A 12679-nucleotide genomic window follows, 5' to 3' on the forward strand; every position below is an offset into this window, starting at 1 on the left:
AAGCACAAAATATTCTATACCTGTATACGTATGAAGCGATGTTTAGTTAGAGCAGGAGGTGGGCAACGGCTACATCAACACTTGCCTGCTTTGGCCTGGTCTATACTACAAGTAAGATCGGCAGATACCATGACCCAAAGGAGGGGGTGTATGTTCGCGGCGGTTGTCGAAAGTACTGTTTTTAACAACTTCTGGACCTGGACGTTCTGGATTATTTTGGGAGGACTGGCGGGCACGACGACAGAGATGATGCTCCACAGCAATACTATTGGCTGCGCAGGCAACATGTTTATCGGTGTCCTCGGCGGCATCCTGGGGGGAGTAGTAATCGCTACCCTGGGCATTCAACCTGGGACGCTTTTTTACACCTTTCTCCCTGCCTTCGGGAGCGCCTTCCTGCTCTTATTCATCGCTCAATTCTTCGCGCATATTCGCTATAGTACGCTTTAAAAGCCAAAAAAGGGATGCGTGATTGGCGATCAATTACACATCCCTTTTTTGGCTTACTTATACACTCCTACACTCCTACACTCCGCTTGCGATGCTTGATAAGATAGGCTGAACCAAGCAGCAGCACGGTCGCGATAAATGAACCGCCCAGAATAAAGGCGATGTTACGCAGCAAGAGAGCCGAAGTATCGTCTGTCTGCTGGACAGGAGCCGTGTGATGCAGACACGTCAGCGGCCAGTAGCGAATCTTCTCCCCTCTGTAGTTCCAATACATGCGTGGCATCTCGATACGGATGGCATCCCCAGCATGGGGCCAGAAGAAGGGGGGATCAAAGATAGAAGGGTCGTAGTTATCCCCAGCCGCCGTAATCGACGGTAAAGGCGTTGGCGTTCCTTCGGGGCCTTTATTGTTGTCGCCAGCATCAGATGTCCCATCGCCGTTTGTCACGCTGGGCGTTCCATCCACATTCGCAATGCCTGGCGTCGCACCATCGTTACCTGCGCTAATGGTAGGCGTGTCCTGATCTCCATCAGCAGGATCGACCGTTGGTGTATCATCTTCTCCTGGCTCTCCTGTTGGCGTGACCGTTACAGTAGGTGTAGCGGACGCAGTAGGATGCGGCTTCGCCGTTTTACGCGCTACAGGGAGAGCGGGAGGGTTGGTTGCTCTGGCAACTGGCAAGGCCTGGCTGGGTGGATAATACTGTTGGGCGCCTCCCTGGGCCGGAGGGTACTGTTGCTGCGTCCCACCTCCATTGCTCTGAGCAGGGGCCGAGGGCTGGCCGGAGCCCGATGAGTTCGTGTTCGCCTGGGTACCATCGCTTGAACTTCCCTGGGAAGATGCGTTTGTCGCAGCGCTATCACATGGCTGTATGCCGGGTACTTTCGCGACATCGTCCGGAGTTACCGGGGTCACGGTTCCAGAACCCGGCTGGTGTTGCTTCGCGCCTGTAGACATGGTCCGTGTAGCCTTTGCCTCTCGCTGGTCCGCATTCGCGGAGCGCCCTGGTCTCTGACTTCCCGACGTAGGCCAAAAGTTCATGCCAACAATGACACACAGCATAGAGGCACAGATACACATGAACATAAACGTCACAAAAAATTTAGCACCCCTGCGCCTGTTTTTCTGATTCCACAACGCCAACATTGTATCGATCATGGGTGTGCAAACTCCTCTCCCATCTCGTCAACCCCTGGTACTCAATTTACAGCCTATGCGGAAGCCTGAACACACTCGCCACGGTGGTGGCCATGGGGTTTCCGCATAAGCCCTCAGTCTACACAATTGCGCCCTTTATTATTACTATTATTACTGGGCTGAAATTGGGCTTTCAAACGACTCACCATCTGCTTCTGGCGTAAACCCTCCACTATCCCCGCATCGGGAAGCTGTCCCAGGTTCAAGCGCGAGGCCAACGAGGGTGTCAGCTCCAGCAAGCGATCCTGCTGTTGCTCTTCCTGCCTGTGTTGCCAATGCGCCAAGATACGTTCGAGAAACAGGGCGCACTCTACCGGATGGCGAACCGCGAAGATCTCTGGCCGGGGCCAATGCTCCGCCGTAAAAGCAATTGCTTCATACACACGCGAAATATGCAACACCTGCGCATAGGCCAGCACAATCTGGTTTTTACGCCCAAAATAGATCAGGCGCTCACTGGTCAGCACCAACTTGCCATGATCTCTGGGCATATAGCGCTTACCACTCATCGAGGGGCGCTCCTGCCCACAAAGCATGGCATCAGTTATATAATGCGCCTCTTCACCAGGTAAGAGAGGCATAGGAATTTCAACGACAGGCAGGTGCTCAGACTCAAGCTGCGTCAGGACCTGGCTTATATCAAATCCATAGGTATGGCGCATACATTCAAGCAAGAAACGGCGCTGACGACGCTCGCGCTGCTCCTGGTAACGCCGCGCCCAGCGTGGTATATCGCCTGGTTCGGCCACGGAACAGCGACGGATGGGGGAAATGTCGTTGTCCAGGCTTACCTCGACATCAAGAAGCGTAGATTCCAGAGCTGGTTGGGGGGAAGAAGACCCGGGCGAGGATGGACGCGGATGCCTCGGCTGCGAACGGCGCCGCTCAGTTCGTGCATCCACTACGCAGACATCGTTCCCAGCATGCAAACGCAGCCAGTGATGCAAGTACGCGACCAGGCGCTCAGCCACTTCGACATCTGGCATGCCGCGTAATACAATTTTCTTCTCTTGAAAACACAGCTCCACGCGTGCTGAGGGCACGCCAAATAAATGATGATACTGAGGGCGCACGCTTTTCAAGCGCGTCAGCTTATATGCCTTACCATTCACGTCCAGGTACTCAGGGTAGAGCCTGACATGATGACCCAACCCAAATGCACTCTCCACCATTGGCTCCAGTGGCATCGCACTCCTCCTCTCCACCTCAGGAGGATACTACGTGTATCCCCCTAGATATTCATTATACAGAACGAGAGGAGAATGTGCGTGTAACAACCATTAAAGCATCTAAAGACACTTATCTAAAATAGGTCTCTCAGAGCTTTGAAATGGGCAAGCCCCTACTTTTTTCGCCACTTGTTCAACAGCAAGTGCCAGGCCATGCCCCGCAACGCGGGCTGCATGCGCCGAGTCTCTGCCGAGGTATCAGGAGACGGAACGCTGGATCGTGGCCCCCAACGATCCCGCACGAAAAGCTCGGTCAGGCGCCACAAGGGAGCGACCTGTTCAGGCGCCTGCTGGCTCAGCATTCCGCTATATTCATACGGCGTCTGCCATGGGCGTGGTGCAAAGCCGAACTTACTCGCCAGCCAGCAAAAACGCCAGTAGGTGCTCGCGATAAAAGTACTATTCGCATAGAGACCTCGCCACCAGGAAGTGAACAGCGCCAGGCCAAATATAATCACCGCGATCAGCAACGCCAGCAGGGCTATATTCAGCAATACGGCATCGCTTATACCACCTGCACCTTGTACACCCGTACCGCCCATGGCCGTATCCGGTGGTGGCGTTGACTGATGATGCGTCAATGGAGTATTCTTCGCAGTAGCAGTGCTCGTTGGAGTGGGCTTTTGCGCCGGTTGCGTTGGCGTCACCGTAGGCGTTGGTTTGGCAGGTGAGGTTGTAGAATAGCCCGGCGTGGGCTCGAAATTGACCCAGCCCAGATTGGGGAAATAGGCCTGCACCCAACTATGAGCATCCTGTCCATCGACAATCCAGGTCTTGCGCTGCTCATCAAAATGGCCGCTACTAAACCCATTGGCCATACGCGTTGGAATGTGCAACATGCGTGCCATCACAATCATGGCGCTGGCATAGTAGGTACAATAGCCACGTTTATTCTGTAGCAACCAATCAACCACATTCGCGCTACTGACGATATCTGGATTGCTTACAGAATAGGTGAACTGAGCCTGGTCGCTGAGATGCTGCTCCAGCGCCTTGAGCGCCCCATAGGTCGTAGACGTATTCCCCACCCATTGTTTGACTTGAGCCAGCACACGAGGCGAGTAATCCTTCTCATCGATTTGCGTGTAGCTGCTTTTGATAATGTCATAATTGGTATCCGCATTCCAGAAAGCTGGGTCGTGCTCGGGAAGAGGAACTGTGGCGAGAAGATCTGGATCGTGTGGCGGGAGCTGAGAGATCACAGTGTATATCTCGCCCTTCTGCAAGGGATTCTGTTGCATCCAGGTATTCGCCGTCACGTCATAAGAGATAGCCGTTGACACATCAAAGCGCACAGGCTGCTCTGGAGCAAAGATATACGCAGGCCCTCCCGGTGGCTGCGCTAATGTCACGCGGGTAGTGATCTGGTCATCACTGACCTGAGGTACATCAGATTGCAGCATGGCATTCGGCTCAAAATACTGAGTAGCGTTCTGATCTAATGAACTCTTCCAGCTCAGATGGCCATCGAAGTCATTGAATGTAAAGCCAAGCAGGTATTGAGGTTTCTGATTAGAGCTGGTGTATGAAAGAACCTCGCCCCTAGGCAAGTTCACCTGGCCAGTAATATGCAAACGCTTATCAAAGAAATTCGACGGCGTGCCATTAAACAGGCTGGAAGGATCACGCCAGGAGAAACGGCCATTCACCAGGTTGTTCCACCCATTATCCAGGTGATCCCAGAATACCACGCCACCCTGCGTCTGCTGTGCAAAAGGCAAGAAGTTGCTAAGTAGAAGCGTACAGAGCGTAAAACCACAGGTTACCTGCATGCAGCGCCAGACCATACCGCGCAACCAGGAGCGATCAGTATACAGGCCATCACGCCTCCATTGCGCGACCTGGGCCGCCAGGTGTACACGCGCCACCAGCAGCATCAGAGCGCCGCCCAGTATGCAGACCAGGTAGACCGCATCCTGTTTTACATAGTTGAGATTTACCAGCAGAATCGCGCTATAGATCAAGACCACAAGCCAGGGTAAACGCGCGCGATAGACAAGCCAGCAGCCAAAGTAGCCCAGAAAAAAGGTCAGGAAGGTCAGGTAAAAGAAGAAGAGCGCCTCCGCTAATCCAGGCGGAAGGTCCAGCAGCGAACCAGTAAAGACAGAACGCAAGCCATTCAGCACAAGCACGATAGGGACGTGATAGGCGGCAAAACTCGTCAACCATAAAGCGAACCAGAAACCCAGCAGGCAGGTCCCCAGGTGAAAGAGGCTTTGTGGACCCTTTGGTAACTTCGCAATGATCAAGCCGAGCACCATGCCCAGCAAGCCTCCCCAGGGAAACAATGTATCATGTCCCACCCACTTTGCGGCCTGCATCGACGCAATCACACAATATAATGCCACTCCTAAACAGACGAGGGGTAACCAACCCTCCAGGGGCGCAAGCACCAGCGAGGGGCGGGTCTTTCCTCCATTCGCCGCTGGCGGGGGCGTCTTAGGTGTTCCGCGAGAACGGGAAAAACCTGGAGTGGCCGGATAGGTGGGAAAAGAGGTTATTGAATGCGGCACATGCCGAGCTGCTCCATCAAACGGCTTGACTGGCATTGGAGATGAACGCTTTGGATCGACTACGCTTGGTCTCATCAATGCTCCCTTATCACTTTAGTAACATATGGCACGCGCTGACATAAAATATTTTAAGCAATATCGAATTATATAACACAAAAGGTGTTTTTTTTTCACATTTATCTGGGCATACCCTACAATCGTATCCCCCTATATATAAATGTCGCAAATTAGCCGCTAAAAGTCACGCATTGCACCTATTTTTGCTATTTCATGAGATATTTTGCTGCATAGACGTGCTCTTCTTTCCAAAGAAAAGGAGCAGAAGGCTGGGGGCCAGAAGGAGACAGAAACCACCAAAGACAAAGGAGGCTGAAAGGCTCACGCTAGATTGTAACCAGCCTGCAATCATCGGACCGATGCTAAAGCCAATACTCCAGGTCACGGAGTAGCAACCGGCGAGAATGGCGCGCTGACGATCTGAGACCTGCTCCATGGCGAAGGCGGCATAGACAGGCTCAATCAAGGTGCGCAGAAACGAGCGTGCATATTCGCCCGTAATCGCCAACGGCAGCGTAGGCGCAAAGCCAATCAAGACCATCAAAGGAGCGCTAATATACTGCACCGAGGTCACCAGGCGCAGCTTACTCCAGCGTTTGACAAATAGCGGCGCCGTTAACGAGAAGAGTCCGCCAGCCAGGCCCGAGATCGTAAAAATGATGCCCAGGGTACCAGGTAAGAGCTGGAAGCGCAGCACGAAATAGAGCTGGATCAGGGCGACAACCGCTCCCTCGCCCATAGTAAAGACCAGGTCGGGCAGGAGCAATTTCACGAAGAGCCAGTTAGAGGATCGTTCAGATTGAACGTCTCTAACCTCATTGCCCTGCTCATTGGCAGCCTCACGTGATGTTGCCTTGTCGAGTCCCTTCGGCTCTTGCAGCAGCCAGAGCGGCAGACCGAAGACAAAGGTAAACAGGGCAGCGCTAAAGACGCCCCAGCGCAATGGAATAGTCGAGCCAGCCGAGGCATGTAGCAGGCCAGCCACAAACTCAGGAATCGCTCCGCCCAGGAGATTGCCCAGCGCCCCAATGCCCAACAAGAGAAAGCTATTGAGTGCCAGCACGCCGACCCGCTGCTCCTGAGTAGTACTCTCCGAGAGCAACGGCAGGTTCGTCACCCAGTAGGCAGTCGAGACCAGTCCTTGAATCAGGTTGGCGACCAGTAACAGTGGCGCCGATGTCATCAGAGCACAGAGCGCTAGCATCAACGGCGTCAGGAAGGCCGTCAGCAGCAGAACCGGCTTACGCCCTATGCGATTGACGAGCATACCCGTAGGTACCGCTGCAATACAGGCCCCAACGGCGGGCATGGCGCTAAAAACGCCGATAAAATCTGGCTGATAGCCCAGGCTATGCACATAATAGTTGAGCGTGAGCGCGGCGATACTAAGTTGAAAGCCTTTTCCCGTGGTAAATAAAAGCAATAAATAGACGTTGCGTGGCAGGTGCCAGAAGGAAGAAACCACAGCACGTTTGTGTGTTACTTTGTCTCCTTGCAGACGAGGTTCTGAGGAATTCGACACCGAAGGCATGTGAGCATTACTCCCGCTGAATAAGTAGATACATGCCCATACCTTAACATAGGCTAGCGGAAGAGGGCAATGGTCAAATGACCAGGAGTTGAGAGCGAAACGTCATGCGCCGCTGGTACGGCGCATGACGTTTCGTCCTACATAGCTTGTTTTATGAGCAACTTTGAGTAGCCTTCAGCAAGCCTACTTTGAATTCTTTCTGGGTAGTTAATGTGTGTCCAAGCACATCCTCTTGCCCCTGCGAGGTCGTAATGGCGTTAAAGGTTGTTGTATACCATTGTTGGGCTGGTACGCCCCGATCTTGTAGTTGTTGCAGGATACGACTGGCTACCGCGCTAATAATAGGCGTGGCGAAGGAGGTACCAGACCAGTAAGCCCAGGTCGTTTGCGGAGTGACCTTATAGCTCTCCTGGGCATCGTCGCGTGAAAGCGCGGGATAGACAGGCGAGCTATAGACGCCACGCGGGGCATCAATCTTCGTGACCTTTGTCATCTCTGATCCGCTACTTATGGACTCGGGTAGTTCTCCGCCATAAGTGGCGATACCGTTATGTTGTGTCGGCAGCGAGGGATAATTGCTATAGCGAGCAGCGCTCCCATGGCTATCCACGGCACCCACCGAAATCACTTCGGGGAAGGAGGCGGGATAACGTGGATTCATGCGCAGGCCGCGCATGGGCAGAGAGGTATCGCGTGGATCCGAATCATTCCCGGCGGCGGCCACAATGACCGCGCCCAGGCTGGTGAGACTCTGTAGCACCATATGCAGAGGAGAACGCAGGAGTTCGAGATTCTCCCCAGAAACGCTATCAGCCTTAATCGCATCGGTCCACACAAGTGGCAAGGTCTCGTGCGAGGGGGAGACGGTAAGGCTCAGGTTTATCACGACTGGCTTGCCACTCAAGTCTCCCGACTCCATGCGTTGCTGTATCTGCTGCAAGGCTGCCAGAAGTACGGCCATGTTGCCCGCACCATAATCATTCAAGACGCGAACACATTCAATGCGCGCCTCTGGAGCCAGGTCCTGCACAATACCAGCCACAAATAAACCGTGATCCGGCATCTGGAAATAGGCCAGGTGTCCATAAATATCCTTGCCTGTCACCATTAAATCCTGGGCGCTCTCCTTCAGGGCGCCAGGCAGGGTATTATGGTGAATCACAATCGAGCCATCGGCGATGCGTTCCGCGATCCGCTTGAGTAAGCGGTTCCCACTGCCAGCTCCACGTACAGCAGTGCTAATTTGTTCTGTAGTGGGAATCGTATCTAAGATAAAGACGGTCACGCCCTTGCCAGTAGATTTTTGCAGCGCAGGAGAAAGATCAGGAAGGGTAAAGTGCCAATCTGCGCATTTCTCTGTAGCGGGAATGGGAGGTGTCGCAGGTCCACCATGGATAAGACAATCTACAGGAGCGCCAGCACTGAGCCAGTTTGGCATGGTTGCCACAAGCGGAAGATTGTATGCTTGCCTGAAATGCTCCTGGTTGGTATTCAGCAACTGAACAATTTCACCTGTCAGGTCTGATTGACCATCTGCATCTTGCTGGGACGCATTCGCCTGGCTGCTATTCGACTTCCAGACGCGATACCCAGCAGTGAGTAGTGTACCCTCACCTGAAGGTGAAGGAAAGAGCCATTTCCCCAGCGGATCATTCATATCATGCAATGTATCGGCATGCATAGATGGAGAGAGCAAGAGTGAAGAGGAAATTTCATTTAGGCCGAAGGGAGCAATGCTGTATCCATGATTTCCAAGGAACTGCCGCAGTTGTTCCAGACCAAGGGCCTGGCAAATCTTCTGCACGCCCTCTGAGTGGTGCAAATCTGAATGTGCCGTAATGATGATCTGATTAGCATGCTAGTTCATAATCTCTGATGGCAAACGCCCGGCCCCCCTGCCTGGAGAGGTTATTGCATGAGACGAGAAGCGCTGTGTCGCAAGCCAGCCTGCCCCGCCAGCAACGGCTAAGCCCACCAGACCTGTCCCAACCAGGAAAGTGCGACGCGAGACTGTCTTCCGATGAACAGACGAGGGCGCCGAAATGGGAGAGGAATCATCCACAGTCATTGTATCCTCATTTCCTATCTTTGCTACAAAAAAGCGGGTAAACATTTTTACCCCGCAAAGCTTATTATGCAGCAAAAACAAGCATAATTCAAGAGCTTATTAGCATTTTTACGTATTTACATCACTTGAAAGGCACAAATATTTAGTTCCTCTCTTCACAAGATGCTTTCAGCGTCTTCGAAACTTCGCTGGATTAAGGAATGGGTTGGCACGCTGGGTCTGCTTCTACGGCACTTCGCTGAATCATATATAGGCTGGCTCGCTGGCTCCGCTTCTGCGACCCTTCGCTGAGTTAAGGGATGGGCTGGCTCGCTGGCTCCGCTTCTGCGACCCTTCGCTGAGTTAAGGGATGGGCTGGTGGACTGGCGGAGCCAGTCCACCAGCCCATCCCTTAGACCAGCGAGCCACGTAGTGGCGAGAAGTCATGAGTAAATACTAAACAGAGGTAGAAGACAAGAACCCAAACGACCAGAAAAAAAGAATCATTTAAGCATTTATTAAGCAAATAAAGGATTTTTCAGACAACACCTAAGAACTATTAGACTTTTTATTGCTGACTTGATTTATGCAAACATTTCCATTATTATAAAAACACAAGCAACGATACTAGAATTTGTAGTCAACACAAGAATAGTATCACTCCATTGCTTCAAAGACACATTCCTGACAATGTGTCAGAACGTTAAGTTGTTTATCCAGGTATCCATTTTCCGTTGATAAGAGCGAAGGAGGAGAATCGCATGCTTACATTTGCGACGTTTATCCTTGGAGCTACTCTCAATCCCGGCGGCATTATTGGCTGGATTGTCGTGGGCCTGATCGCGGGCTTCCTCGCCAGCCTGGTCATGCGTGGTGGTGGTTATGGCATCCTTGGAGACCTGATTGTTGGTCTCGTCGGCGCTCTCATTGGTGGCTTCATTGCCAATCTGCTGATCCCAGGCGGAAACTTTGGCCTGATTGGCAGTCTGATTGTTGCCTTTATCGGCGCCTGCATTCTTATTGCCATTCTACACGCCGTTGGACGTGGCCGCGCACGTTCTACGCTTTAGTATGTAGCACATCACAGGCCTCTCATGTCCTGGGGAGATACGTAGAAATTTGTAACCAGGACACCGCCTTTTCAAGAGAAGCGGCTATCGCCAGATTGGGCGATAGCCGCTTCTCTTTTTCTTCTCCTCACCCATTCCTCACACTAACATATAACTTTCATGATCGCAGCAACGTATATCATGGCAGAGTATTATCAATAGCAACCTGACAGTTCCACGCTGAGAGGAGCGTTCATCTTTTATGATTACGATTCATCCCGGCAATGTCTATGCCATTCTCCAGCCCGGTGATATTATCGCCTGGCTGCTCGTTGGTCTCATCTCGGGCTACATCGCCAGCATCCTGGTACGAGGACGCGGCTTTGGCTGCCTTGGAGATATCGTGATTGGACTCATTGGTTCGTTTATCGGAGGAATGATCGCTAACTACCTAAACATCAACGGCAACTTCCACTTCTGCGGCACCATTGTGATCTCGGTCATTGGCGCCGTCATTCTCCTTACCATTATCAAACTTCTCTTTGGTGACCGTTGACCAGAGAGCATCTTGATGTCTGCATACAAAAGAAGGAGCCAGGTTTTTACCTGGCTCCTTCTTTTGTATGCAGACATCAAGATACACGTTTAGTCATGCGTCACAGCCTCGACAGGAATGGGTTCTGAGGGTGATACTTGACCAGGATGGACCTGCTCCGCGCGCAGGAGGCTTACTCCCAACTCAGGCTGCACGCTAAGCGAGCTTCCCAGCGTCTCCTGCTGCCCATCGGGAGTCGTCAGCGCCCACATGACTTCAGCGGCGACATGGCGCGCCGGGAGGTTCATAGGCTGGATATGCTCAAGTACACGCGCCGCAATCGCGCTCACAATCGGCGTGGCGAAGGAGGTACCGGACCAGTAGGCCCAACCATTGCTATTAGGAGCGGGATACTGTGGCGCGGGCGGATTCTTGCCCTCGAAGGCGGGGTAGTTCTGTGAGCTATAGAGACCAATCAGCGCGTCCACCTCGTCGCGTTCAATCTCCTTGCGCGTGGGAATACCGCCGCCATAGGTCGCGATACCGTTACGCTGCGCTGGCAGCTTGGGGTAGTTGCTATAGCGCGCCGCCTCGCCATCACAATCTACCGCGCCAACGGCAAGGACCTCAGGGAAGGCCGCCGGGTAACGTGGGCCAATACGTCCCGCCAGCTCTGGCGTGTTTGAATCATTGCCAGCCGCGCCCACGATTACCGCGCCACACTCGCTCAGGCGCTGGATAGCTCGCTGCAACGGCGCACGCAGGGTCGCCAGGTCATAGGCCATGCTCAGGCTATTCTGACCATATGCATTGCCGGAAGAGGCATGCCAGTAGGTAAAGAGGTTTTCATCCGAGGGCGTCATGACCAGGCTCAGGTTGATCACCACAGGCTTATTGAAGAGGTCTCCCTGCTGGCCCGTCCGTGGATCGATGCGCGACATACGCCCATGGATCCACTCCAGCGTGTTAATCAGGGTATAGCAATCGCCCGCGCCAAAGTCGTTTAGCACACGTATATACTCGATATCAGCCTCAGGGGCGAGCTCACGCACAATCCCGGTCACAAAGAGGCCATGATCAGGCATACCAAAGGCGTACTGCTTCCCGTTGAGATCCCGGCCCACCACCATCTGGTTCTCGGCATTCTCTTGTAGGAGGGAGCAAAGCGGCTGATAAGAGAACTTAATGAAGGGAGACTGCTCGCGGTTCATCTGCTCAGCTACCATCTGTAAGAGTTTATTGTTAGCGCTGGCACGCTGAGCCGCCTCAGTGATGACGTTCGTTGTCGCATCGGGATTTGAGGGAAGTTCAGGCATGGTGTCAAGCACAAAGACTGTCACCCCTTTCCCGTTCTTCGCGGCAATGGGCGAGTCTTTCAGATCTGGCAAGGTAATATCCCAGGCACCAGGATGCTGTCCATCGCTATCACTTGCCGGGAGCGGCAAGGGAGGCAAGGCCGGTCCACTATGAATAATGCAGCCTCCTATAGGTGCAGCGCCGCCCACCCAGTTTGGCGCGGCTGCCACCAGAGGCAGGTCGAGATCCTGGCGAAGCTCCTCCAGGTTATGATTGATAAGATTGACAACCTGGCGAGCGTAGGATTGATCATACCCAGCTGCCAACATATCCTGCATGGGATACTCAGCTTTGATATCATCCACCGTAAAAAAGCCGACAACAGTCACACCGCTGCCATCGGGTGTCTTGAAGCGACAGTGACAGCTAGAATGCGACAGCCATTCATTTAAAGCAAGGGTCGTAGGCTGGTTTTGCTGAGCCTCGGACGCCTCCTGCCCATTGTCAGGCGTTACATCTGAGAGATAAGGAGAGAGTTGAAAGCCACGCCTCTGGAGAAAAAGGTTGAGATCCTCGATACTTAGAGAGCCGGATGCACTCTTGTCGCCTAGCTGGCGCCCATCCTCAACGTGAAAGGTCAGAGTCACATGCTTCTCTACCCAAAGCATTTTGGCGGCGCTCCACCAGGGGTCGCGCATATTCATCGATGATGTTGACACAGACTACCTCCATGGGATGATGGTCTACAAATACCACATCATACATATTTCTATC

9 protein-coding genes and 1 pseudogene are annotated in these 12679 nt (G+C 53.0%); 3 read left to right on the top strand and 7 right to left on the bottom strand.

Features of this window, described 5'->3' with window-relative positions; translation table 11 throughout:
• Positions 1-150: 150 nt before the first annotated feature.
• Positions 151-450: a hypothetical protein gene (locus KRAC_RS12985; RefSeq protein ID WP_007907612.1), complete on the top strand. Its 300-nt coding sequence runs from the start codon at positions 151-153 to the stop codon at positions 448-450.
• A 67-nt stretch (positions 451-517) separates the two neighbouring features.
• Here the strand turns inward: KRAC_RS12985 and KRAC_RS12990 are convergent, their stop codons facing one another.
• The 6 genes and pseudogenes from KRAC_RS12990 to KRAC_RS71165 form a co-directional block, all read right to left on the bottom strand.
• Positions 518-1609, bottom strand: a complete 1092-nt coding sequence (locus KRAC_RS12990) for a hypothetical protein (protein ID WP_007907614.1) — start codon at positions 1607-1609, stop codon at positions 518-520.
• Positions 1610-1722: 113 nt separating this feature from the next.
• Positions 1723-2835, bottom strand: a complete 1113-nt coding sequence (locus tag KRAC_RS12995) for a hypothetical protein (protein WP_007907616.1) — start codon at positions 2833-2835, stop codon at positions 1723-1725.
• 155 nt (positions 2836-2990) lie between these two features.
• A complete protein-coding gene (locus tag KRAC_RS13000) occupies positions 2991-5390 on the bottom strand; it encodes a transglutaminase TgpA family protein (RefSeq protein WP_169460885.1) in 2400 nt (799 codons plus the stop codon).
• A 268-nt stretch (positions 5391-5658) separates the two neighbouring features.
• Positions 5659-7053: pseudogene (locus KRAC_RS13005) on the bottom strand (MFS transporter); the annotation flags it as partial.
• Positions 7054-7129: 76 nt separating this feature from the next.
• Positions 7130-8782 carry a S8 family peptidase gene (locus KRAC_RS13010; protein ID WP_007907622.1) on the bottom strand — a complete coding sequence of 551 codons (1653 nt, stop codon included), beginning with the start codon at positions 8780-8782 and terminating at the stop codon, positions 7130-7132.
• A 54-nt stretch (positions 8783-8836) separates the two neighbouring features.
• A complete protein-coding gene (locus KRAC_RS71165) occupies positions 8837-9046 on the bottom strand; it encodes a twin-arginine translocation signal domain-containing protein (protein WP_157506416.1) in 210 nt (69 codons plus the stop codon).
• Between the two features lie 740 nt (positions 9047-9786).
• On the opposite strand from KRAC_RS71165, the gene KRAC_RS13015 reads away from it, so the two are divergent.
• Both KRAC_RS13015 and KRAC_RS13020 read left to right on the top strand, forming a co-directional pair.
• Positions 9787-10095 carry a GlsB/YeaQ/YmgE family stress response membrane protein gene (locus KRAC_RS13015; RefSeq protein WP_007907624.1) on the top strand — a complete coding sequence of 103 codons (309 nt, stop codon included), beginning with the start codon at positions 9787-9789 and terminating at the stop codon, positions 10093-10095.
• A 241-nt stretch (positions 10096-10336) separates the two neighbouring features.
• The gene (locus KRAC_RS13020; RefSeq protein ID WP_007907626.1) at positions 10337-10630 is read left to right on the top strand and encodes a GlsB/YeaQ/YmgE family stress response membrane protein; all 294 of its coding nucleotides are present in this window, start codon (positions 10337-10339) and stop codon (positions 10628-10630) included.
• An 89-nt stretch (positions 10631-10719) separates the two neighbouring features.
• On the opposite strand, the gene KRAC_RS13025 is transcribed toward KRAC_RS13020, so the two are convergent.
• On the bottom strand, positions 10720-12624 hold the full coding sequence (locus KRAC_RS13025) for a S8 family peptidase (protein ID WP_157506418.1): 1905 nt from the start codon (positions 12622-12624) through the stop codon (positions 10720-10722).
• Between the last annotated feature and the right edge of the window lie 55 nt (positions 12625-12679).

Origin of the sequence: Ktedonobacter racemifer DSM 44963, from assembly GCF_000178855.1 — a bacterium.
GTDB classification, from domain to species: Bacteria; Chloroflexota; Ktedonobacteria; order Ktedonobacterales; family Ktedonobacteraceae; genus Ktedonobacter; species Ktedonobacter racemifer.